We start from the raw sequence: 21,825 nt of genomic DNA on the forward strand, positions 1-21,825 counted from the left end.
GTGTCGACGCATTTCATGACATGGATGTGACAGAATATCGAATGTCCGAAACACCCACAGAATGGCATTCTGCCATTTGTGTCGTCGGATCGTGCAGGTCCAGGTGCAGATCAACTCCAGGGATTGTTCACGGGATCGACGGGTGGTGCGCTGGCGCGCGTGGAAACAACGTCGATGCGAACCGGTCAGCCGCCATACCACATCCGCCGGAGGAGGCCATCGCCACGCGCGAACTGATGATAGAGAGCCGCTCCGATATGAATGGCGAGCAGCGCGAGAAGCAGCAGTGCGTCCAAGCCATGCGGTCCCCGCGGGGGATAGTTGGCAAAGTTCGGCAAAGCTTCGGCCTGTGCGCTAAAGATCACCGGTCCGGCGCCGCTCAGCACGATCATCCCGATGCCGCTGGCTATCACACCGACGACGATGACGTAAAAGGCAATGTGGACTGCGCGGGCGACCCGCTCCTGCCATAGCGGCGATCCGTCCATGGGAAGAGGCTTCCGGTCGAATCGCCACCACCAGGCGATGCGGACGAGGGTGAGAAGGAGTACCGCGATTGCAATCGGGATGTGGAGACGAAGGATGCCGGCTTTGCTGGTCGCATCGATGACATTCGCTGCCCGGAAACCGGTGCCTAGCAACACCAGTATCAAAATGGCGCTCACCCAGTGAATGGAAACCGCCACCGTGCCGTAGCGGTCAACTCTGCTCTTCAACATCTCCGTGTCCATCTAATTTCTCGAGTAGAGCTGACATGACCCGGTGCATCGTTTCGATGTCTTCGAGCCGAAGCCCGTCCGACATCTCGTTGACCCAGGGTACCTGCAGGCTCATTGCGGCTTCATATGTCTGCTTGCCCTTGCTGCTCAGCACGACCAGTTGCGCCCGCCGATGATGCGGGTTGGGTTGGAACGAGACGAGCCCCTCTTTCTCGAGATCATTGACGATGCGTTGGACGTTCTGCCGGTTGGCGCCCATGTCGCGCGCAAGCCATGCAACTGGCTGCGGTCGGTCGGCAGCAATGATGCTACCGAGAACCTGCCATCGGGCAATGGTTAGGCCGAGGCTGGCAACCATCCTGTCACCTGAGGCAAGAAGACGATTATTCAGCCTGAACAGATCAAGGAAAATTGAGGTCAGTGCGATTCCCTCAGGGGTTCGTTCCGTCTTATTCATGTGTCACCATGTAAGCAAATTGACATTATGATGTCAAGCCACTATGTAGGTATCGTACCAACTTGACATCATGCAACTATATTGGATGGAGCTAGCAATGTCACACATGCACCCACTGGACCCGGCTTTCCCGATCGCCAGATCGCTTTCGACGTGTCACCCGTCATCTTGGTCAATATTTTCACGCTGGACCTCAAGGATGAGGATATCTTTCTCAAAGCGTGGCGGGACGACGCCCAATTTATGAAACGTCAGCCCCGTTTCATCTCGACCCAGCTTCATCGGGCCGTCGGCGAGAGCCCGACCTATCTCAACTATGCCGTCTGGGACACGATGGCCGACTTCCGGGTGGCATTCTCGCATCCGAAGTTCCGGGCGAAGCTCTCGGATTACCCGTCCTCGGCGAAGGCCTCTCCGGATCTGTTCCAGAAAGTTGCCGTTTCGGGCATCTGCGGCGCTTGAGCAAGCAGCGGGAACACTTCGCTGCGACCTTGTTCAAATTCTGGCCATCTCACGCTCCCCGACGTTCATGGATGCTGGGTCAGCCGAAGCAACCAGTTCATGAGCATTATCAATGATGTCTCTTGAAGGGCACGCGCCGTTGTCATACCGGTGGCATGCCCAGCGATTAGGCATGCAAAAAGGAGGGCGCGTGAACGGACGCATTTTGCTCATCGCGGGGCTATTGGCTCTCATCTCAACATCGGTTTCAGCCGCTCGGCTAACCGGTCAATCGACGTTGGCCGAGTGGGAAAATAATCAAGCAGACGATCGGATGGCTTTGGCAAAGCACATGCTTGCTAGAACTGCCGGACGAGACGTCGGCAAGACGGCGGAGCTGATGATGTGTATTGAGAAGGTCGCCCGCGATCCAGCGCATGCGAATATTCCTATCCGAAAGATCGCATCGCCCTGTCTGGTTTTGATCGGCGCCGAGTAGGCCTCGATACCTATCGAGAGTCGGAAAGTTCATGGTCTGGCTGAACCGTGTCGCCGTCGATGGCTGCGCAAATACGCGAGTCAGGGGCCATCGCGCGGGCGGTCTCGAATTATTCCCAACCACCGCAACAGCGTGGGCGCGTAGATGCATGTCGTAATGAATGCGGCGAGCATGATGAAGGCGATTCCCATCTGGACGATATTGTAGCGCAGCGTGCCCTCGGCGACGAACCAACCGGCGATAGCACCCGCTACCGCCAAGGGCAGACGGACAAGGATGGGAAACATGTCGACCTCCTCTCAAAGCAGCAGCAGGTTTTTCACGATCGGCGCAAGTTGCGGATACGGCAGCAAGAATGCGCCTACGGCCAACAGAGGCAATAGGGCGGGTAGGAGAATCGCCAGGACATTCATCCTGCATGACCCGGAGATCGCTTTCAACATGCAGAAAAGGTGCCAGCAGTCTCATCGCGGCCCCTCGCCATCGCGAAGCTTCATGGGCATCCTCCGTCAATGTTTGGGAATAGGATGCATATGTGGATGGGCGAGGGGAGGACGCAACGGTAAATTCGATGCGCGGCCGGGGCCGCGCCATCAGGTCTTGGCTTACTGAGCGCTTGGGGTCTGCTGGAGGGACGACATCAGTGCCTCGATCATTTGGTCGATGCTGAAGCTGGCCGGGCGCTGGCTCGGCGGGTAATCCCGGAATGTCTGGAGGAACGACGCTACTCTCCAGATGCCGTACTGAACGAGATAGGCGTTCTTCACCAGCCAATCGTAATATTGGTCGGAGACCACGTCCGCGCGTTCGAAGGGATCCATGCGAAGGTTGAACACCTTTGGCACTCTGAGGCAGGTGAATGGATTGGCCCACACTTGCATGCCGCCCGGCGCGCGCTGCTCGCAGAAGACAATCTTCCAATTGTCGTAACGGTAGGACACCGGTTGTCCGTCATCATTGAAATAATAGAAATCATGCCGCTCTGACTTCGGTTCCTGCCCGGTCAGATAGGGGAGCTGATTGTAGCCATCGAGGTGAATCTTGAACTGGTTGCCACCAATCGACGCGCCCTTGAGAAGGCGGTCCTTGATGTCGGCGTCGCCGGCCGCAGCAAGCAGCGTCGGAAACCAGTCGAGGCCGGATACCATATCGTTGGAAGCGTCGCCGGCCTTGATGTGCCCCGGCCAGCGTATCAATGCGGGCACCCGGAAGGCGCCTTCCCAGTTGGTGTCCTTCTCGCTCCGGAAGGGTGTCGTTGCCGCGTCCGGCCATGAGAACTGGTTCGGCCCGTTGTCCGTCGTATCGAGCACGATCATATTGTCGGCGATATTCAGATCATCGAGGATCTTCAGAAGCTTGCCGACGTCGTTGTCATGCTCGATCATTGCGTCGGCATATTCGTTGCCTGGCATGCGGCTCTGGCCCCTGTATTCGGGCCGGACGTGGGTGACGAAGTGCATGTGGGTCGTGTTCATCCAGGTGAAGAACGGCTTGCCCTGCTTCACCTGCCGCTGCATGAAATCTATCGCGGCTGCGGTCGTCTCGTCGTCGATCGTCTCCATGCGCTTTGCTGTCAGCGCGCCGGTGTCTTCCACACGGCCGTCGGCAAAGGAGTGGATGACGCCACGGGGGGAGTTCGACTTCACGAACGCCTGGTCGTCCTTGGGATAATATGGCCGTTCGGGCTCCTCTTCAGCATTGAGGTGATAGAGGTTGCCGAAGAATTCGTCGAAGCCATGGTTCGTCGGCAGGAATTCGTTGCGGTCGCCGAGATGGTTCTTGCCGAACTGTCCGGTTGCGTAGCCGAGCGGCTTCGGGGCCTGTGCGATGGTAATGTCGCGAGGCTGGATGCCGACGGTTGCGCCGGGAATTCCAACTTTGCAGAGCCCCGTGCGCAAGCAGACCTGGCCGGTGATGAAGGTCGAGCGTCCTGCCGTACAACTGTTTTCGGCATAGTAGTCCGTGAACATCATGCCTTCTTTGGCGAGGCGGTCGATGTTCGGTGTCCGGTAGCCCATGACGCCAAAGGAATAGGCGCTGATATTCGTCTGGCCAATGTCATCGCCAAAGATGACAAGAATATTCGGTTTCGAGGGGGCGCCGTCAGACGGTTGCGCCGGCGCTTCGGTGGAAGGCGTCGCCTGCTGCGCGTGAAGGGAAGAGGCGGCGAGCGAAACTGAGCCAAGCGCCATTGCAAAAGCCGCGGTTGCGCCGAGGAGGCGTCGGGAGATGGTCCTGCTCATCGCATTCCCCCCGCCGTGTGATGGTCGTTCAACATTCCGGTCTCCTTTAGATCGGGCAGCGTCCGCCGCTGCCGGAATTGGATCATCGACCGGGCCACACTTCTCTCGAAAAACTTCCCGCGGAAGTACGTTACGGTAAATGCAGAGGTTGCGGACGTAACGGGATGCGTAAACGCGCGTGAGCTATTACATGTGCTGCTGTGATTTCGGATTAGCCTCCAACCAATTCCGCCTGAAGGAGACTTCCAAGTGAGCAACCATCTTTTTGACGCTATCCGTGAGAATGCGAAGCCGGATGCCGTCTTCATCGAGACGGCGGACCGGAGGGTTTGGCACTATCGCGACGTGATCGCACAGTCGGCGCGGCTGGCAGCAACCTTGGTGGCGATGGGCGTCAGGCCGGATGACCGGGTTGCGGTGCAAGTCGAGAAGAGCCCGGAGGTCTTGCTGCTCTATCTCGCCTGCGTCAGGGCAGGCGCCGTCTATCTTCCCCTCAACACCGCCTATACGTTCGCCGAACTCGACTACTTCATCGGCGATGCCGAGTCCCGGCTGGTCGTGGTTTCTCCGAAAACCCGCGAGGGACTGGAGCCCGTCGCGGCGCGATACGGTGCTCGTCTCGAAACCCTCGATGAGGCGGGTGGCGGCTCGCTGATGGCGGCGCTGACGGAGGATACGGCCGAGTTCGTGGACGTCGCTCGTGGTCCGGACGACCTTGCGGCGATCCTCTATACATCGGGCACGACGGGCCGTTCGAAAGGCGCGATGCTGACCCATGACAATCTCCTGTCCAATGCCGTGACGCTGCGGGATCATTGGCGTTTCAGCAGTACCGATAGGCTGATCCACGCGCTGCCGATCTTCCATACGCACGGCCTGTTCGTCGCATCGAACGTCACCCTGCTCGCCGGCGCCTCGATGTATCTGCTGCCCAAGTTCGATGCGGACGAAGTGTTGCGGCTGATGCCTAAGGCAACGGTTCTGATGGGGGTTCCGACCTTCTACGTTCGGCTGGTGCAGCACCCCGGCCTGAATGCCGACGTGACCTCGGCAATGCGGCTCTTTATCTCGGGATCGGCGCCGCTCCTTGCCGAGACGCACAGGCTGTTTTCCGAAAGGACGGGCCATGCGATCCTCGAGCGTTACGGCATGACCGAGACCAATATGAATACTTCGAACCCCTATGACGGGGACCGCGTGGCCGGCACGGTCGGTTTCCCTTTGCCCGGCGTTTCCCTGCGCGTCACGCAGCCCGAAACGGGAACTCCCCTTGCGGATGGCGAGACGGGCATGATCGAAGTGAAGGGGCCGAATGTCTTCAAGGGTTACTGGCGGATGCCGGAGAAAACCAAAGCCGAGTTCCGCGACGACGGCTTCTTCATCACCGGCGATCTCGGCAAGATCGACGAGCGCGGATATGTGCACATCGTCGGCCGGAGCAAGGACCTCGTCATTTCCGGCGGATACAACATCTATCCGAAAGAAATTGAGAGCGAGATCGATCAGTTGCCTGGCGTCGTCGAGAGCGCCGTCATCGGCGTGCCGCATCCCGATCTCGGAGAGGGCCTGACCGCAGTTATCGTCCGGGAGCTGGGCGCGACGATCGACGAGACGGCCGTGCTGGAAGGGCTGCGAGATCGACTTGCGCGATACAAGCAGCCAAAGCGCGTCATCATCGTCGACGAGCTGCCGCGCAACACCATGGGCAAGGTGCAGAAAAACGTGCTGCGCGACACTTATTCGGGACTTTTTCAGGCGTGAAACCGGAACTGTGCCGGCGCGGTATAATCCCATCCCGCTCTACGCCTTGCCTTGCTCCATCGCCAGTTCGGCTTGCAGGCTTTCGGTATCGCGGAAGATGGTGGCAACCGCCAGGACGCGTCCGCCGCGCTTGAAGCGCAGGAGACAGTCCTTTGCGGCAATGTCGCCTTCGACCTCGATTGTGTCCCATCCCTCGGCGTGGCCGACATAGTTGATCGGAATGTCGTAATGCTGGCTCCAGAAGAACGGCACATCCGTAAACTTCGTCCTGTGTCCGAGCATGTTGAGCGCCGCGGCAGCGCCCTGCCTCTCAGCTACCACCCAGTGCTCCACCCTGATGTTCTCGCCGCTGTGAGGGTCGGGCCATCGTGCGATATCGCCGGCAGCGTATATCCCCGGCACGCTGGTCTCGAGATAGGCATCGACCAGGACGCCCCGGTCGGTGGCAAGACCGGCGGCTTCTGCGAGATTGATCCGCGGCCGCACACCGATGCCGGCAACGACCAAGTCAGCGGCAAGGGTGCTGCCGCTGGTCAGCACGACATCGTTCGCGCCGATACTTGCAGCGGTGTCCTTAAGGTGGAAGATGACGCCGTTTTTCTCATGCAGGGCGCGAATGAAGTCGCCCATTTGCGGGCCGAGCACTCTTTCCATCGGCCGTTCCTCGGGCGCCACCACATGCACTTCGATACCGCGGGTCCGGAGAGAGGCGGCAACCTCGAGGCCAATGAAGCTGGCGCCGAGCACGACGGCGGACCGCGCTGCACTGCTTTGCGCGATGATGCTGCGGCTGTCGGCAAGCGAGCGCAGCGTGCGGACGTGAGGCTGGTCGGCGCCGGGTATGGTCAGGCGCACCGGTTCGGCACCGGTCGCGAGCAGCAATTTATCGAAGGAGACCTTTTCCCCATCGGCGAGCACGACCTCGCGGGCACGGACATCGATGCCGGCGACCTTGGTTCCGAGACGCAGGTCGATGTTGTTCTTGGCATAAAAGGCTTCCTTGCGCAGTGGGATCCAGTCTTCGGGAGCCTTGCCTGCGAGATAATCCTTCGAAAGGTTGGGTCGATCGACGGGCGGTGCCTCGTCGTCGCTGATCATGACGATGGCGCCCTGATACTGTTCACGTCGCAATCTCTCGGCTGCCGCAAAACCGGCCGCGCCACCGCCGATGAGGACGATCTTTTCCGGAGGCGGCCCGGCATCGCCTTGGCGCGGGGCAGGCGACGGGTTCTTGCGCTTCTCGCCAACAAAAATCTTTCCGCCGCGCTGCTCGACCGACCAGCAAGCGAGCGGCGATAGCGCAGGCGCGCGCAGGGCCCCACCGGTGCGCAGGTCGAAGCAGGCGTGATGCCAGGGACAGCGGACGCTGTCGTCAGCCACGAGGCCATCGACCAGCGGCCCACCATAGTGCGAACAGGTGGCAGCAACGGCGAATATCTCTGCTCCGCGGCGCACCAGAAGCACAGGTTCGCCGTCGCGATGGCCGACCAGCTTGCCGCCATCGGGAAGATCGGTGAGTGCAATGCCGAGGGCCAGATCGGGTCCGCTCGGGTCTGAATGGTTACCGGCCATTTTCTCCTCCTCAAAGGCCTGCCGGTGTCATCCCTTGCGGCGCTCGGTTGCCCGGCAGGAAGCGTCGCTGCAATTCTCCGCTATTCCAACTCTGAGGCAAATGAATTTGTTCGGCAGAATTTTGCGACGGAGCCAGTGGCTGGCGCTTTCGCGGCACAAACGGGCTTCAGCGACCAAAATTAAGCGAGTTCCGAATATCTTTTGATGTTGTTTTCCAGAAGGTCGAGCAGCAAGTCCCGGGTTGGATCTCGAACAGCCTTCATCCAGGCTACGGCGAGTGGGAGTTTCTCCAAGCGCGTGCCTGCGCGGTCCGCCAGCGGCACAAATGTCACGCCTTGAACGGCGAGTTTTGATGTCCATCGGGGGACAATTGCCGATCCAATTCCCGCGGCGACGAGGTTCACGATGGTCTGCTTTTCATCAGCGACCTGCGCGATCCGTGGGCGCACTTCCAGTTCGGAGAACAGCGTCATCGTCAGATCGTGGCTATGCGGCCTGGAACGCCGTTCGGGGACGATGAGCGGTTCGTCGCGGAGATCTGCTATTGTGATTTCGGCTTTCGAAGCCAGATGATTTGTCGAAGCTACGGCGACGACGGCGGTTTCGTGGAAGAGCGGCCTGATCACAAGGCTGCGGCTTAGCCCATCGCGCGGGCGGATCAGGGCTATGTCCAGCCGACCGGCAAGCAGTTTCGGGATGAGTCTGATCGACTTGTCTTCCACAAGTTGGGTCACTGCATGGGGAGCAATTTCGCGGAAATCGTGAAGCAGCATCGGAACCAGGCCGGCAGCCGCACTATCGATCGCACCAATTCTGAGAAGCGGAGTCGATTTGCGCCCGGCCGCTCGAAACTTCTCTGCCACGGAGTCCAAACGCGCAAGGATTGGCTTCACCTCCTCGAGCAGGAGGGCGCCTTCTTCGGTCAGAGAAACGCTTCGGGTCGTCCGGTTGAAAAGTGCCACACCCAATGACTCTTCGAGCATGCGAATGTGGCGGCCAAAGGAGGCGGGGAGAATCCCAAGCTTTTGGGCTGCCCGACCGAAGTGAAGCTCTTCAGCGACTGCAACGAAGCATCTGATCTGTTCAAGTTCCATCTGCGGGCCATTATATCAAATAATTATATAATTATCTGGCTGTTCATCGTTTGCAAGGGAGCATTTAGCCTTATTGAACAGCGCGAGAGGACGCGCTTGTTTCAAACACAGGGAGGAGCTTGCAATGGAGCGCGAGCTGGAAACGCGCGTGGTGCGCAAGATTACGTGGCGCATCGTGCCATTCATCATGGTTCTTTATCTTATCGCGTTCATCGACCGCGTGAACATTGGGTTCGCCTCCCTGACGATGAATCAGGATCTGGGATTTTCGTCGACTGTTTTTGGTGTCGGCGCCGGCATCTTCTTTCTCGGCTATTTCATCTTCGAAGTGCCTTCGAACCTAATCTTGAACAAGGTCGGAGCGCGCATCTGGATTGCCCGCGTGATGATCACCTGGGGCCTCGTCTCCGGTGCAATGGCTCTCGTTCAGGGCGCGACAAGTTTCTATGCATTGCGCTTCCTTCTGGGAGTGGCCGAGGCCGGCTTTTTCCCGGGCATAATTCTGTATCTGAGCTATTGGTTTCCGGCCCGTCGCCGCGCTGCAGTGACGGCGATGTTCATGGCCGCCGCCCCGCTTTCCACGGCGATTGGTTCCCCGATCTCCGGTGCACTTCTTGAGATGCACGGTGTCTGGGGCCTGGCAGGCTGGCAGTGGATGTTTATCATCGAAGCCATTCCCGCCCTTATCTTTGGCGTGGTTGTATTCTTTTATCTGACGGACCGCCCGGAAAAGGCCAATTGGCTCTCCGCCGACGAGCGCGCTTGGCTCGTCAAAACGATGGAAGACGAGCAGGCCGGAAAGCCGAAAACCAGCCATAGCATTTGGGCAGGATTAGCCGACATCCGGGTTCTCGCGCTCTCGCTCGTCTATTTTGGGACATCGGCAGGCCTTTATACGCTTGGCATCTGGGCGCCGCAGATTATCAAGAGCTTTGGCTTGTCGTCATTTCAGGTCGGATTGATCAATGCAGTTCCTGCTATTTTCGCAGTCATCGGCATGGTCCTCTGGGCTCGTCATTCGGACAAGACTGGCGAGCGTACCTGGCATGTTGTCGGAGCCTGCCTGCTTGCTGCAGCGGGCCTTGCGTTTGCGACTGGCGCGACCAGCGTTTTTGCGGTCTTGATGGCGCTGACACTGGTAAACATCGGTATTAGCGCATCGAAGCCACCGCTCTGGAGCATGCCAACGCTTTTCCTAACCGGACCTGCCGCCGCGGCAGGCATTGCAACGATCAACTCGATCGGCAACCTCGGTGGCTTCGTCGGTCCATCGATGATCGGCTGGATCAAGGACGCGACCGGAAGCTTTGCAGGTGGCCTCTATTTCGTCGCAGCACTTCTGCTGGTCTCCGCCACCGTCACTTTGATCCTGGCGCGCAGCAGTGCGCGGAATCCGCAAGCCAAAGCATCAGCCCAACACTGACTATCAAAACGGAGAATGACTATGCGTGAATATAAGATCGCAGCGATTCCTGCAGATGGGATCGGCCCGGAAGTGATCGCGGCCGGCCTACAGGTTCTCGATGCTCTCGCAGCCCGCAGCGGCGACTTCAAGATCCATTCCGAAACCTTCGACTGGGGTTCCGACTATTACAAGAAGCATGGCGTCATGATGCCGGCCAATGGTCTGGAGACGCTGAAGAAGTTCGATGCCATCTATTTCGGCGCAGTCGGTGCTCCTGATGTTCCGGACCACATTACCCTCTGGGGCCTGCGTCTGCCGATCTGCCAGGGCTTCGACCAATACGCCAACGTTCGTCCGACCAAAATCCTGCCTGGAATTACCCCGCCGCTGCGCAATTGCGGACCGGGCGATCTTGACTGGATCATCGTGCGCGAAAACTCCGAAGGCGAATATTCAGGCCATGGCGGCCGTGCCCATAGGGGCCTGCCGGAAGAGGTGGGAACGGAAGTAGCGATCTTCACCCGCGTCGGCGTCACCCGCATCATGCGGTATGCCTTCAAGCTGGCACAGTCGCGGCCTCGCAAGCTGCTCACCGTCGTCACGAAGTCCAATGCACAACGTCATGGCATGGTGATGTGGGACGAGATCGCGGCTGAGGTATCGAAGGAATTCCCAGACGTTACCTGGGACAAGATGCTGGTTGATGCGATGACCGTGCGCATGACCCTGAAGCCGCAGAGCCTCGATACGATCGTCGCCACCAACCTGCATGCCGACATTCTGTCGGACCTTGCCGGCGCGCTTGCCGGTTCTCTCGGCGTCGCGCCTACTGGCAATATCGATCCGGAGCGGCGTTTCCCATCCATGTTCGAACCGATCCACGGCTCGGCCTTCGACATCACCGGCAAGGGCATCGCCAATCCGGTCGCCACCTTCTGGACGGCAGCGCAGATGCTCGAACATCTTGGTGAGCAGGATGCCGCCACGCGGCTGATGAACGCCGTCGAACGGGTGACTGCAGCCGGCATTCTCACCCCGGACGTCGGGGGTAACGCAACCACGCAACAGGTCACCGATGCGGTTTGCGACGCAATCGCAGGCTCAAACATCCTGAAAGTAGTGGCTGCGCAATGAGCTGGGACGACGCGTCTGCTAGCAGCCTGCTGCGTCGAATGTTCGACGCAGCGATTGCAAGTGCAGATCCGATGAAGGTTGTCGCGCAGCATCTTCCGGAAAAACCCAGGGGACGCTGTGTCGTCGTCGGGGCGGGTAAGGCATCTGCAGCGATGGCTGCGGCGGTGGACGCCGCTTGGCAAGACGTCGAGCTGAGCGGGGTGGTCGTAACGCGTTACGGCCATGCTGTGTCTGCGGGACGCATCGAGATTATCGAGGCGGCACACCCTGTTCCTGATGAGATGAGCATACTGGGTGCGCAGCGGCTATTGGATGGTGTCAAAGGGCTGGGCCCGGACGATCTTGTCATTGCGCTGATCTCGGGAGGTGGATCCTCGCTTGCCGTCGCCCCGGCTGGAGATATGACCCTTGCGGATAAAAGAGCAGTCAATCAAGCGCTGCTCGCCAGCGGTGCCAACATTTCCGAAATGAATACCGTTCGCAAACAGCTCTCCCGGATCAAGGGTGGCCGTTTGGCGCAGGCCGCTTATCCGGCACGCGTCGTCACCCTCTTGATTTCCGATGTGCCTGGTGACGATCCCTCCGAGATCGCATCCGGCCCAACGGTTACAACAAGATCTACGCTTGATGATGCCAGGGAGATAGTTGCTCGTTACAAGCTGGCGCTTCCGGCAACGGCAAGAGATGTGCTCGGGCGCGGGGCAATAACGATGCCGGCGGAGCCGATGAATAGCGAGGTTAGACTTATTGCCTCGCCATCCATGGCTTTGGAGGCGGCCGCCAATGTTGCAGCAACAAGCGGGCTTCGAATAGTCGACTTGGGCGACGCGCTCCAAGGGGAAGCGAAGGAGGCTGGGACGCTGTTGGCCGGTATTGCAGCGTCCGTCCGATCACGGGGGCGGCCGGTTGCCCGACCTGCGATTATCCTATCCGGTGGGGAGACGTCCGTGACGCTTGGATCCGGATCAACCGGGCGTGGAGGCAGGAATACTGAGTTCCTGTTAAGCCTCGCGATTGCGTTGAACGGGATGGATCGCGTCTGGGCGATCGCTGGCGATACCGATGGGATCGACGGTGTCGAGGACGCGGCCGGTGCAATCATAAATCCGTCGATCCTGTCGCGCATATCAAATGCAGGCATTTCACCGCGTTTGGCACTTTCGAACCACGACAGCTATCGGGCTTTCAGCGCGATCGATGACCTCGTCGTCACTGGCCCAACCCTCACAAACGTCAATGACATTCGCGCCATACTGGTTGGATAACTCCAGTTTCGCAGGTAGGTATGTCGAAGTCAGCAGGATAGGCGCCCGGAGCGGCGGGTTTCAACATGATGCTCCGGACGCAGGCGATGATGCCGCAGATTGCGGCATACGCTTCAGGCTTCACTTTTTCTGAGTGAACACGCCGAGATTGACGAGTTGTACGCGTCTGTTGTTGGCGGCGTCGGTTTTGGAACCCTCGATCGGAAAAGCCTCGCCAACACCGACGGCGTAGAGCCGCTGTGGGTCGACGGCGAACGTCGTCGCCAGCGCTTCCTTGATCGCGACCGCGCGCTGTTGACTGAGGTCGAGATTATGTTTCTCGTCACCGGTCGAGCTCGCATGACCGATCACCAGAAATTTGTAGGCCCAGAGGTTGGGATGGTGCAGCGCGTCGGCGAGCATCCCAAGGGTCCGATAGGATTTCGGTTCGATGGCAACGGAATCGTTTTCGAAGTTGATCTCGACGACCATCTGCGGAAGTTTGGCGATCTTGCTCCAGTTGGGAAGCGCCGACATCTGTTTGCCCGTGCCGCTGATAGCCTCCTGGCGCAACAGTTCGACATCGATCACCGGGGCCGCGGCTTTGAGCTTGCCAAGGCCCGAAATGATCCGCTGTTGAGATACGTCCTGGGCGAATGAAATGCCGGCTGGCAACAGGCCAATGGCGGCGAGAACTGCTAGTGTCTTGAAGGAACGCCGTAGCATCGTCTTACCTCCAACCTGCATCGGTAATTGCGTTGTTGCACTTGTTGCTGACCAGCTTTGTACCTTTGATCAGACAGGCAAGTATGTATCCGTCACCCTTGACGCCTTTGCAGCGCATGGCGATGTCGCCTCTGCAGGCGTCGCTATAGGCACTTTGTGCCTGCTCGCGCTGAGTGATGGATTGAACGACGCTGGTGACCGAGGATTTGCAGGTCGGCGATACCTTGGCCGCATTCTGTTCGAGGCAGTCGGCGATACGCCCGCCACCAAGGTTCAAGCCTTTGCAAAATTTGCGGATATCGGCTCCGCAATCGTCCGCCAGTTTTGTGACCGCATCCGCATAGCTCATGGTCTCGGCCTGCAGCAGTCCTGCATGAGAAACGCAGGCAAGCATAACAGCCGCGAAAAGATTACTGCTCCTCGACATTTTTGGCCCCCCGTTGAGATCGGTACGCCGGGGTCGGCGTATCGGCGGCGCGCAGCGTGCCTTAAACCTCAAGTGCGAGGAAGTATGTTACGGTAAAGCCGATCCGGACACGTCTGCATTGCGCGCTCGGGACTGATTTGCACGCGATACAGTCGAAGGCGCTTCATTTGCCAAATTGTTCAGTCAGCCCCAATTGCCCATCTTTGCGGGCGAGGGAAGTGTGTAAAATACCGTAAAATACGGCTTTCCATGATTTCTCTTTGTTTTTTGATCGGCAGAAGTCTCCCACGTTACATGCAGCTCAATCGACTGGGTCTTCAGGTTTCGATCAGCGTTGTCTCCGCTTGGTGTCGCCTGCGCCAAAAGGGCTGATCAGGCCATCGCGATTCCAGGGCGTACCAGGCGGCCAAGTGCTCGCGATAGGCATCGACGACCCGGGCCATGGTTTGCACATAGTCCGCAAAGGCGTCCGTGTCGCCGGCCAAGCCTCTTCTCACAGCGCGAACGGCCATAAGCCCAGAGTAAAGCGCGTTGAGCAGGCCCTGTGAAGACAATGGGTCGCATGCCAAGGCGGCGTCACCCACGGCCAGCCAGCCGGGGCCGGCGGCGGCCTCCATCCAACTGCTATGCGCCGCGCAATATCCGGCGTGGCCGATAGGCTGGAATCCCACCGTTGACAAAAGGGAGGCCAGATCGGTTTGCCTGCGAGCGCGGGCCAGCAGGTTTTCAACTCCAGCCAACTCCTTCGCGACGGGCAAATCTGCATCCGTATGGAATGCCAGAACTCTTCGACCACTCGGTAGGGGCGCGGTGTACCACCAGCCGCCCGGCTCGGCGATGGTGACGGTCACGCCGGCATCTCCCGATGATATGCCGCGGCACCAACAACAGGCCAGACGATCGCCCAGCCGGTGGTGGTGTCCCAGCATTTTGGCCAAGGGCGCAGTGCGCCCACCGGCATCGACCAGGAACCGAGAGCCGACGGTGAGACGACGGCCATGCCGGAGCAGCGTCAGTTGCCATCCGTCGGCGGTCGAAACCAAGTCTACCGCTTGGGCTGGCGCCACCAAAGCCGCGCCCCGGTCAGTGGCGCTCCGACGCAGCCAGGCGTCGAAGCACGCGCGATCCAGATGCCATCCCGGTCCGTCAGGATCGCGGATGCTGTCAGCCCATATCGCTTGCGGCCCGCCCCAAACACTGCGCGTCCCGTAGCATGGGACATGGCCTTGGTTCTGGAAGTCCTCCCACAATCCCATATCCTGGAGCAGCCGCCGGGTGGCGGCCGGAAGAGACTCCCCGATGCGGGCTACGGGTTGCACCCTGTCATCCATCTCGGCCCGATCGACCAGAAGCGTTTGATGAAACGGGGCGAGCAGGAGGGCGGTGGCCGCCCCGGCTGGCCCGGCCCCAACCACCACCACATCGGCCGTCAAATCCGTCGCCACAGCGGTCTCGGCCGCTCAACGATGCAGCGATCGGGGCAGGCGGCGCACCTTATCGATGGTGGACAGGTCGGTGATACCGGCGTCGGCATCGGCCGTCCTCTTCAGCAGCATGGCACCACCGATAGGCTGATGGCGATCCAGCACCTCCATGACCGTGGGGAAGTCACCATTGGAAGGACCCGGCCGACTTTCCACCACGCCCAAATGATCGAAGTGCGCAATCATGTTGTTGATCTGGGTGACATAGGAGGCGTTGAGATCCAGGGGCGCATCCCAGTCGGCGCGGCGGGCGAAAGCGGCTTGCCGCTCCGCCAAAGGACGCTCTACGTCCATGACGATATCGTAATCCTGACGGATCAGCACCTGATTGGGAACTCGAGCAGGCCAGAAGGTCGGCACGTAGGGATCGTAGGTCTTGTCATAGCCGGATCGGCAGCTTGCGGTGTCGCATTGCCAAGGCACAGCCATCCATCGGCTGATGCCCCCCGGCACTTGCGGTCCCAGGCAGCCGTTAGGCGCCGCGGCCGCGGCATAGGTCAGCGTCATCCCATAATCGGGTTCTACCCAACCGGCTGGGGCATGAGCGAAGCGGAACGGTGCACGGTACATGGTGAGTTCCCGCACAGGCCAGGTCATCTCGCAACCGGGATGGAAGGCGTCGGCCAGGCAGAAATCCAGCGCTGCTTTGGTCAAGCAGTCGCCTTGTGCGGCCACCGGTACATCCTCGATCAGGCGCGGGACGGATCTGGCGGGATCATAATCGGCATCGAAGTCACCGGCCGCCCATTGCCGCAATTGCGACAATTGCAGGTTTGTCAGGCTGCTGTTCTGACGAGGTGATAGCGCCGGCGGCACGTTCATGGCGTCGCCATAGAGCCAAGGCCAGGGCACGGGCGACCAGCTATCGACCGTGTCGTTCCGGTCCAGACTGCCAGTTCGGAATTGATTGGCGATAACCTTGCGCCATTCCGCGTTCGCCGGATCGGGCGATGCCAGTCGAGCGACGGTGGCTGGGGTGAGATCAAAGAGGCCCTTCCAGCCGAAACCGGCGGCGAACCCCTCGTTTACCCATTGCAGGCCAGCCAGCCGCTCGAAGATCGGCAGGATATCGTTGGTAAAGGATGGGCGTTTGGGCTTGGTCAGCCAGTGATTCTGTACCGCAAGATCACGCATCAGATCCCACATTGTACGAACGGACTTGCGGCATGGGCCGTAGTTGGGAGGTGCCACCACCACCCAAGCAGGCTCCACCGGCAGCACCTTCCCGGCCAAGTTCACCTTAGCCGTAACAGGCCCATCGGCGACGTCGTCATACCATGTGTCGTTGTTGGCGAAGGTAACCGCGATGGTGTCGGTATAGGAGGCGGACACGCCATGCCCGCCCAGAACCAGCAACCGCCCGGCCTCGTCTGTTAGGACCGACCCGAGATAGACGGGAATGCCCATGAAGGTGCCATCGTCGAACCGCTGTTCGGGCCGGCTGCCTCCGGAAATGGTGCATGGTGCAGGCGTGATTGCCAGCGCCTTGCGATCCGCGATTAGCGGATTGCGCAAGGTGGTCGGTGTCGAGCCCGGTGCCGATGCTTCAGGAATATCGAGTGCCAGTTGAAAACCGTACCAGGCAGCCTTCGTATTGGCCAGTTGCACGGTCCACGCGATGTCGGCTTCCGCGTCGGTCAATTCCCGAACGATCGTTCCCGCGGCGTTGAGACCATAGACACGGAAACGCGCCGCCTCGCGCTTTAGTGCGCCTGTGTGATCACGATATGAGCCCGGGGGAAGTGGCAAGGGATCGGGAACCTCTGGTCCTATGTACCATTCAGTCAAGCTGTTTCCGACACGCGCAATGCCGATGGATGGATAAATCGCGGCTTTGACGATGACCTCGTCCAGCGCCCCATTGTCTGCAGCAACCTTTTCCACTTGCCGTTCCTCCGGTTTGCACCCCGTATCGCCGCCTGTGAATTGGACGGCGATTTCTGTGGCGAGTATCATAGATTAAAATACATCTCAGAGTTTGCAATTTAAATCGATCGTCCACCGATGCCCAAGTCATAAACCGTCAACAAATACCTCTGAACTTGTCGTGCGACGGGCCAATATCGTGCCATTCATGTGCAAGTGTCGCTGGGTCAGTCAGACCGATCCCGGCTTTCCGCCCGGCTCGACCTATCCAACCAACAAGCAGCTCATTCAGGGCTTTTAGGCGAATGACAGTGTGGAGTCCGCACCGATATCAATCGGCGTCTTCGAGCCGCGCCCAGCGCGCTACCTCTCCGAGAACGCTCGCCCCGACGGCTCTTTCCGAGGGGAGGGCCATCGGGTCGTCGGCATCGCCTTCCGCATTTGTCGCTGGCGCCACGCCGCAGAACAGTTGCATGAGCATCTGCATGACGACCGCGACGCGGCCATCGGTGATGGAGTAGTAGATCTGTCGCGATTCACGGCGAGTCTTAACGACACCCGCCTGGCGAAGTTCGGCAAGTTGTTGGGAGAGCGCTGGCTGCTTGAATTCGAGTTCTTCCTGAATCTCGCCGACCGAGCATTCCTTCTGCGCGATGCGGCAGAGAAGCATCAGCCGGCTCGGTGTGCTGAACAGGCGCATGAAGTCTGCGGCTTCCTCCGCCTTGACCTTCAAAGCTTCGGGGGAAAGGGCTATCTCGTTCATGAGCGCTGCTCCCGGTGGTACCAGGTTTCGCCCGGCGCCGTTTTCTCGGCGTCGCCCAAGGATGATGATGCCGGTTCGAGCAGCGCATCGCCAGGCTTCCAGCCTTCCGGCGTGAGCGCGCTTTTCTGATCCGACGTCTGCAGGGCTTCGACCAGCCGCAAGAGTTCCTCGACCGAGCGTCCAATATTCATAGGATACCAAACGATGGCCCGGATGATGCCATCAGGATCGATTGCGTATGTGGCGCGGACGGTGCCGCTGTTCTCGGACGACGTGTCCAGCATGCCGTAGGCCTTGGCGATCACCATCGCCGAATCCTCGATCAGCGGGAACGCCACCTTGACGTTGAATGTGCGATCGATGTCGCGCAGCCAGGCAACGTGCGAATAGACGCTGTCGACCGACAGGCCAAGAAGCGCGCAGTTCAGCTTGGAAAACCGCTCTTGGGCGCGGGCGAAAGCGATGAGTTCGCTGGTGCAGACGGAGGTGAAGTCCGCCGGGTGCGAAAAGAACAGAAGCCATTGCCCGCGATAGTTCGAGAGGGCGACCTCGCCGGACGTGGATCGGCCAACGAAACCTGGGGCCTTATCGTTGATCCGCAGGGTCGGCCCTCCATCCGTATTTACTGTTTCCATCGCCAACCCTTTCCGTCGAACAGCCGATGTTCGTCTATAGCGAATGTTCAGTTTCGCGACTATTGAAAATACATAGTTGTATATTTAATGTAAATATGTATGTTGTAGCCAATAGACAGGAGAAGGCTATGTCCGACCTCGAAGTTGACAAGAATCTTTCGAATGCTTCCGGGATAATCCGCCAGGCGGCTGAAAATCCGGCCAAACGCCCTGATATGCGGTCGTTTTTTGATCCGGCGACCTTCACCGTCAGCCATGTCGTGCGCGATCCCAGCTCGAAGGCCTGCGCGATCATTGACAGCGTTCTGGATTTTGACCCTGCATCCGGACGCACGATGAATACCTCATCTCGCGCTCTGATCGATTACGCAAAATCCGAAAGTCTCGAGGTTCAGTGGTTACTTGAAACGCATGCGCATGCCGATCACCTTTCGGCAGCACCACTTCTGCAAGCCGAACTCGGCGGTCAGCTCGCGATCGGTCGCGAGATCATTCGTGTTCAGGAGGTTTTCGGCAAGATCTTCAACGCCGGAACCGAGTTCCAGAGGGACGGCAGCCAGTTCGATCAGCTCTTCCAGGATGGCGATCGTTTCAAGATCGGCAATCTGGAAGCGACGGTTCTTCATGTGCCTGGTCACACTCCGGCTTGTCTGGCCTATGTCATTGGCGATGCTGTTTTTCCCGGCGACACGTTGTTCATGCCGGACTACGGCACGGCGCGTTGCGATTTTCCGGGTGGCGATGCCCGCACACTCTATCGCTCCATCAGGCGCTTAACCCAGCTTCCGGACGAGGCGCGCATGTTCATGTGCCATGACTATAAGGCGCCAGGTCGCGACGATTATGCCTGGGAGACGACGGTGGGTGCTCAACGAAACGGCAATATCCATGCGCGTGAAGGCGTGACTGAAGACGAGTTCGTCAAGATGCGCAACGAGCGCGATGCCACCCTGGCGATGCCTAAACTGATCCTGCCCTCGGTGCAGGTGAACATGCGCGGAGGTAAGCTTCCTCCCGCCGAGGATAACGGAGTCCAGTATCTGAAGATTCCGGTGAACATGCTGTGATCGCCATGTCTGAGCTGAACTATATCTGGCCGCTGAGCGGCGGCTTTCTGATCGGCCTTGCGGCGGCCCTGTACCTGTTACTGAACGGCCGCGTCGCCGGAATATCCGGCTTGGCCGCCTCCGCCTTCGGATGGACGGGCGGCGGCATCAGCCCTCTCGGCATCGGGTTCCTGGGCGGGATACTCGGTGGCGCCGGGATCGCGTTTGCCTATATCCGGCACGCCGATCTGATGGTGACATCTTCGCCAGTGCTTTTGATTGCCGGCGGGTTGCTGGTCGGCTTCGGCACACGGCTTGGATCGGGCTGCACCAGCGGCCACGGCGTCTGCGGCTTGGCACGGCTGTCGCCGCGTTCGATCCTCGCGACACTCACCTTCATGGCCATCGCAGCGGCGACCGTCTACGTCACTCGTCATCTGATGGGAGGCCAGCTATGACCGGCCGAATTCTTGCGTCAATCTTTTGCGGGATACTGTTCGGTATCGGACTGGTGATTTCCGACATGGTCAACCCGGCGCGCGTGCTGGCTTTCCTCGATATCGCCGGTGCCTGGGACCCGTCGCTTGCCTTCGTCCTCGGAGGTGCCTTGATCCCATCGTCGATCGCCTATGCGATCAAACGCCACCGCTCCCGTCCGCTGTTCGATACCGAATTCCACGTTCCGGCAAGTCGTACGATCGACGGCAAGCTCGTCTCCGGTGCTGCTCTGTTCGGTCTTGGCTGGGGTCTGGTCGGGCTTTGTCCCGGTCCTGCCATCGCATCGCTTCTCACCGGTCGTTGGGAGATCGTGCTTTTCACGGCGGCAATGCTCGTCGGCATGTTTACCTATCGGATCGCCTCAAATCAGCGTTTCGCCTCGCCCGCGCCTAATCGCGGCGGGTCGGGAGCGTAAGCCATGATGCTCGATACGATGCAATATGGCCTTGGCGCATTTTCCGGGGGACTAGTCGGTTTTACGCTCGGCCTGTTCGGGGGCGGCGGCTCGATTCTGGCCGTTCCGCTGATGGTCTATGTTGTCGGTGTCCCAAACGCTCATCTCGCTATAGGGACAAGTGCCTTTGCCGTCGCCGCCAATGCCTTCACCAATCTTGTGGGTCATGCCAGGCTCGGCAATGTCAAATGGCGCTGCGCAGGCGTCTACAGCGTTGCGGGCATTATCGGCGCTTTCCTTGGATCGAGCATCGGCAAGATGGTCGACGGGCAGAAGCTGCTAGTTCTCTTTGCCCTTCTGATGCTCGTCGTCGGCACCCTTATGTTCCGAACGCGCGGAGCGGAAGGCAATCCCGGCGTTCAGTGTTCGCGCAAGAATGCGCCCGAGGTCGTCAGCTTCGGCGGCCTCACGGGCATCTTCTCCGGCTTCTTCGGGATCGGCGGTGGTTTCTTGATCGTTCCCGGCCTGATCGCCTCGACGGGCATGCCGATCCTCTACGCTATCGGCTCATCGCTCGTCGCGGTGACGGCGTTCGGGCTGACGACGGCCTTGAACTACGCCTTCTCCGGATACGTCGATCTGTTCCTGGCCGCCGTCTTCATTGCGGGCGGCGTGATCGGCGGAGTGCTTGGTGCCTATCTCGCCCGACATCTTTCCGCACGCAAAGGCGTCTTGAACACCCTGTTCGCCACCTTAATCTTCGTGGTAGCGGTCTATATGCTCTATCGTAGCCTCAGCCCGGGCGGCGTTGCGTGATGTCGAACAGCGACTTGGACGCCAACGTCAGGGTTCAGATCACGAGCGGCTCAACTCAGCCAGCAGTGCATCCGCTCCCTTGCTGATGCCCACCATCGAGGCATCCAGCGACGTCCAGCCGGTGCGAAGATTCATGGCGGAGGGATATTGCTTCGCCACATAGGCTGCCAGCAGCTTATTTGTCTGGGTGTCATAGATTTCAACGGCATAGTTTACCGAGCCGGAGAACATGCCTTCTTTGCCTCGGGCTGCTTGCACCGCGTTGTAAGGTCCGCCCATGAGATCGACCTTGGTCACCGCGCCAACAACCGGCGTGGTCGTTTTCGCGCCTGCCAAAGTAAGACGAATTCGGATCGTCTGCGGCGCCTTCGCTGTGACTAGCGAAAATCGTGTCGATAGACGCTTTTCAAATTCCTGCTGCATAAACTTTGCGAGAAACTGTTTATCCCCTTCGGACATCGTGCCGAACTGGTTGTCGGATCCGCGGTAGATAACGACTGGTTCGATGATCGCGCTTCTATAAGTGTTCCACGCGACCGGACTGCGGTAGCTTTATGGAACGCGGCCGGTGCTGTCGTCCATATTCGCTTTGAGGCTAAGC

The 21,825-nt window shown here is 59.4% G+C and carries 21 protein-coding genes and 2 pseudogenes; 10 read left to right on the plus strand and 13 right to left on the minus strand.

Annotation, left to right across the window (positions count from 1 at the left end; genetic code table 11):
* Nucleotides 1-185: 185 nt before the first annotated feature.
* Complete coding sequence (locus tag GGD50_RS25515) at nucleotides 186-719, minus strand: cytochrome b (protein WP_183939929.1); 534 nt, start codon at nucleotides 717-719, stop codon at nucleotides 186-188.
* Entirely contained in the window at nucleotides 700-1,176 is a 477-nt protein-coding gene (locus tag GGD50_RS25520; RefSeq protein ID WP_183939931.1) for a MarR family winged helix-turn-helix transcriptional regulator, read from the minus strand. The genes GGD50_RS25515 and GGD50_RS25520 overlap by 20 nt, the downstream gene beginning before the upstream one ends.
* Before the next feature lie 97 nt (nucleotides 1,177-1,273).
* Here GGD50_RS25520 and GGD50_RS25525 point away from each other — a divergent pair.
* Together GGD50_RS25525 and GGD50_RS25530 are read left to right on the plus strand one after the other, a co-directional pair.
* Nucleotides 1,274-1,638, plus strand: a pseudogene (locus tag GGD50_RS25525) (antibiotic biosynthesis monooxygenase family protein).
* 190 nt (nucleotides 1,639-1,828) lie between these two features.
* Nucleotides 1,829-2,116 (plus strand): hypothetical protein, encoded by a 288-nt coding sequence (locus GGD50_RS25530; protein ID WP_183939934.1) that lies wholly within the window; start codon nucleotides 1,829-1,831, stop codon nucleotides 2,114-2,116.
* 80 nt (nucleotides 2,117-2,196) lie between these two features.
* On the opposite strand, the gene GGD50_RS25535 is transcribed toward GGD50_RS25530, so the two are convergent.
* Nucleotides 2,197-2,403, minus strand: a complete 207-nt coding sequence (locus GGD50_RS25535; protein ID WP_183939936.1) for a hypothetical protein — start codon at nucleotides 2,401-2,403, stop codon at nucleotides 2,197-2,199.
* A gap of 318 nt (nucleotides 2,404-2,721) precedes the next feature.
* Nucleotides 2,722-4,359, minus strand: coding sequence for an arylsulfatase (locus GGD50_RS25540; protein ID WP_183939938.1), 1,638 nt, complete (start codon nucleotides 4,357-4,359; stop codon nucleotides 2,722-2,724).
* Nucleotides 4,360-4,608: 249 nt separating this feature from the next.
* On the opposite strand from GGD50_RS25540, the gene GGD50_RS25545 reads away from it, so the two are divergent.
* On the plus strand, nucleotides 4,609-6,120 hold the full coding sequence (locus tag GGD50_RS25545; RefSeq protein ID WP_183939940.1) for an AMP-binding protein: 1,512 nt from the start codon (nucleotides 4,609-4,611) through the stop codon (nucleotides 6,118-6,120).
* A gap of 39 nt (nucleotides 6,121-6,159) precedes the next feature.
* Here GGD50_RS25545 and GGD50_RS25550 read toward each other — a convergent pair whose 3' ends face one another.
* Together GGD50_RS25550 and GGD50_RS25555 are read right to left on the minus strand one after the other, a co-directional pair.
* Nucleotides 6,160-7,692 (minus strand): FAD-dependent oxidoreductase, encoded by a 1,533-nt coding sequence (locus GGD50_RS25550; protein ID WP_183939942.1) that lies wholly within the window; start codon nucleotides 7,690-7,692, stop codon nucleotides 6,160-6,162.
* A 179-nt stretch (nucleotides 7,693-7,871) separates the two neighbouring features.
* Complete coding sequence (locus tag GGD50_RS25555) at nucleotides 7,872-8,786, minus strand: LysR family transcriptional regulator (protein WP_183939944.1); 915 nt, start codon at nucleotides 8,784-8,786, stop codon at nucleotides 7,872-7,874.
* Between the two features lie 124 nt (nucleotides 8,787-8,910).
* On the opposite strand from GGD50_RS25555, the gene GGD50_RS25560 reads away from it, so the two are divergent.
* From GGD50_RS25560 to GGD50_RS25570, 3 genes are read left to right on the plus strand one after another with little or no spacing between them, the layout of a single operon-like run.
* Nucleotides 8,911-10,209 carry an MFS transporter gene (locus GGD50_RS25560; RefSeq protein WP_183939946.1) on the plus strand — a complete coding sequence of 433 codons (1,299 nt, stop codon included), beginning with the start codon at nucleotides 8,911-8,913 and terminating at the stop codon, nucleotides 10,207-10,209.
* Nucleotides 10,210-10,230: 21 nt separating this feature from the next.
* Nucleotides 10,231-11,325, plus strand: coding sequence for a tartrate dehydrogenase (locus tag GGD50_RS25565; RefSeq protein ID WP_183939947.1), 1,095 nt, complete (start codon nucleotides 10,231-10,233; stop codon nucleotides 11,323-11,325).
* Nucleotides 11,322-12,590: a glycerate kinase type-2 family protein gene (locus GGD50_RS25570; RefSeq protein WP_183939950.1), complete on the plus strand. Its 1,269-nt coding sequence runs from the start codon at nucleotides 11,322-11,324 to the stop codon at nucleotides 12,588-12,590. The genes GGD50_RS25565 and GGD50_RS25570 overlap by 4 nt, the downstream gene beginning before the upstream one ends.
* 120 nt (nucleotides 12,591-12,710) lie before the next feature.
* On the opposite strand, the gene GGD50_RS25575 is transcribed toward GGD50_RS25570, so the two are convergent.
* From GGD50_RS25575 to GGD50_RS25600, 6 genes are all read right to left on the minus strand, one after another.
* Nucleotides 12,711-13,295: an OmpA family protein gene (locus GGD50_RS25575; RefSeq protein ID WP_183939952.1), complete on the minus strand. Its 585-nt coding sequence runs from the start codon at nucleotides 13,293-13,295 to the stop codon at nucleotides 12,711-12,713.
* A gap of 4 nt (nucleotides 13,296-13,299) precedes the next feature.
* A complete protein-coding gene (locus tag GGD50_RS25580) occupies nucleotides 13,300-13,722 on the minus strand; it encodes a hypothetical protein (RefSeq protein WP_183939954.1) in 423 nt (140 codons plus the stop codon).
* Between the two features lie 317 nt (nucleotides 13,723-14,039).
* Nucleotides 14,040-15,167, minus strand: a complete 1,128-nt coding sequence (locus GGD50_RS25585) for a tryptophan 7-halogenase (RefSeq protein ID WP_183939956.1) — start codon at nucleotides 15,165-15,167, stop codon at nucleotides 14,040-14,042.
* Between the two features lie 15 nt (nucleotides 15,168-15,182).
* Nucleotides 15,183-17,090 carry a LodA/GoxA family CTQ-dependent oxidase gene (locus tag GGD50_RS25590; RefSeq protein WP_210318957.1) on the minus strand — a complete coding sequence of 636 codons (1,908 nt, stop codon included), beginning with the start codon at nucleotides 17,088-17,090 and terminating at the stop codon, nucleotides 15,183-15,185.
* A 313-nt stretch (nucleotides 17,091-17,403) separates the two neighbouring features.
* Entirely contained in the window at nucleotides 17,404-17,835 is a 432-nt protein-coding gene (locus GGD50_RS25595) for an ArsR/SmtB family transcription factor (protein ID WP_183939960.1), read from the minus strand.
* Nucleotides 17,832-18,470, minus strand: a complete 639-nt coding sequence (locus GGD50_RS25600; RefSeq protein WP_183939962.1) for a peroxiredoxin — start codon at nucleotides 18,468-18,470, stop codon at nucleotides 17,832-17,834. The genes GGD50_RS25595 and GGD50_RS25600 overlap by 4 nt, the downstream gene beginning before the upstream one ends.
* Before the next feature lie 128 nt (nucleotides 18,471-18,598).
* Here GGD50_RS25600 and GGD50_RS25605 point away from each other — a divergent pair, with 128 nt between their 5' ends.
* From GGD50_RS25605 to GGD50_RS25620, 4 genes are read left to right on the plus strand one after another with little or no spacing between them, the layout of a single operon-like run.
* On the plus strand, nucleotides 18,599-19,537 hold the full coding sequence (locus GGD50_RS25605) for an MBL fold metallo-hydrolase (protein WP_183940064.1): 939 nt from the start codon (nucleotides 18,599-18,601) through the stop codon (nucleotides 19,535-19,537).
* 5 nt (nucleotides 19,538-19,542) lie between these two features.
* A complete protein-coding gene (locus GGD50_RS25610) occupies nucleotides 19,543-19,974 on the plus strand; it encodes a YeeE/YedE family protein (protein ID WP_183939964.1) in 432 nt (143 codons plus the stop codon).
* A complete protein-coding gene (locus GGD50_RS25615) occupies nucleotides 19,971-20,429 on the plus strand; it encodes a YeeE/YedE family protein (protein ID WP_183939966.1) in 459 nt (152 codons plus the stop codon). Before GGD50_RS25610 ends, GGD50_RS25615 begins: the two co-directional genes overlap by 4 nt.
* Before the next feature lie 3 nt (nucleotides 20,430-20,432).
* On the plus strand, nucleotides 20,433-21,224 hold the full coding sequence (locus GGD50_RS25620) for a sulfite exporter TauE/SafE family protein (protein WP_183939968.1): 792 nt from the start codon (nucleotides 20,433-20,435) through the stop codon (nucleotides 21,222-21,224).
* Nucleotides 21,225-21,263: 39 nt separating this feature from the next.
* Here the strand turns inward: GGD50_RS25620 and GGD50_RS32890 are convergent.
* Nucleotides 21,264-21,755: pseudogene (locus tag GGD50_RS32890) on the minus strand (DUF3313 domain-containing protein); the annotation flags it as partial.
* Nucleotides 21,756-21,825: the final 70 nt, after the last annotated feature.

Source organism: Martinezella paranaensis (assembly GCF_014200235.1).
GTDB lineage: Bacteria > Pseudomonadota > Alphaproteobacteria > Rhizobiales > Rhizobiaceae > Rhizobium > Rhizobium paranaense.

Excerpts from the sequence above, each read along its gene's own strand:
- GGD50_RS25615 (WP_183939966.1), top strand. The coding sequence starts at position 19,971 with ATGACCGGCCGAATTCTTGCGTCAATCTTTTGCGGGATACTGTTCGGT.
- GGD50_RS25540 (WP_183939938.1), bottom strand. The coding sequence starts at position 4,359 with ATGAGCAGGACCATCTCCCGACGCCTCCTCGGCGCAACCGCGGCTTTT.
- GGD50_RS25570 (WP_183939950.1), top strand. The coding sequence starts at position 11,322 with ATGAGCTGGGACGACGCGTCTGCTAGCAGCCTGCTGCGTCGAATGTTC.
- GGD50_RS25620 (WP_183939968.1), top strand. The coding sequence starts at position 20,433 with ATGATGCTCGATACGATGCAATATGGCCTTGGCGCATTTTCCGGGGGA.
- GGD50_RS25580 (WP_183939954.1), bottom strand. The coding sequence starts at position 13,722 with ATGTCGAGGAGCAGTAATCTTTTCGCGGCTGTTATGCTTGCCTGCGTT.
- GGD50_RS25535 (WP_183939936.1), bottom strand. The coding sequence starts at position 2,403 with ATGTTTCCCATCCTTGTCCGTCTGCCCTTGGCGGTAGCGGGTGCTATC.
- GGD50_RS25595 (WP_183939960.1), bottom strand. The coding sequence starts at position 17,835 with ATGAACGAGATAGCCCTTTCCCCCGAAGCTTTGAAGGTCAAGGCGGAG.
- GGD50_RS25565 (WP_183939947.1), top strand. The coding sequence starts at position 10,231 with ATGCGTGAATATAAGATCGCAGCGATTCCTGCAGATGGGATCGGCCCG.
- GGD50_RS25560 (WP_183939946.1), top strand. The coding sequence starts at position 8,911 with ATGGAGCGCGAGCTGGAAACGCGCGTGGTGCGCAAGATTACGTGGCGC.
- GGD50_RS25605 (WP_183940064.1), top strand. The coding sequence starts at position 18,599 with ATGTCCGACCTCGAAGTTGACAAGAATCTTTCGAATGCTTCCGGGATA.
- GGD50_RS25520 (WP_183939931.1), bottom strand. The coding sequence starts at position 1,176 with ATGAATAAGACGGAACGAACCCCTGAGGGAATCGCACTGACCTCAATT.
- GGD50_RS25555 (WP_183939944.1), bottom strand. The coding sequence starts at position 8,786 with ATGGAACTTGAACAGATCAGATGCTTCGTTGCAGTCGCTGAAGAGCTT.
- GGD50_RS25600 (WP_183939962.1), bottom strand. The coding sequence starts at position 18,470 with ATGGAAACAGTAAATACGGATGGAGGGCCGACCCTGCGGATCAACGAT.
- GGD50_RS25550 (WP_183939942.1), bottom strand. The coding sequence starts at position 7,692 with ATGGCCGGTAACCATTCAGACCCGAGCGGACCCGATCTGGCCCTCGGC.
- GGD50_RS25515 (WP_183939929.1), bottom strand. The coding sequence starts at position 719 with ATGTTGAAGAGCAGAGTTGACCGCTACGGCACGGTGGCGGTTTCCATT.
- GGD50_RS25610 (WP_183939964.1), top strand. The coding sequence starts at position 19,543 with ATGTCTGAGCTGAACTATATCTGGCCGCTGAGCGGCGGCTTTCTGATC.
- GGD50_RS25575 (WP_183939952.1), bottom strand. The coding sequence starts at position 13,295 with ATGCTACGGCGTTCCTTCAAGACACTAGCAGTTCTCGCCGCCATTGGC.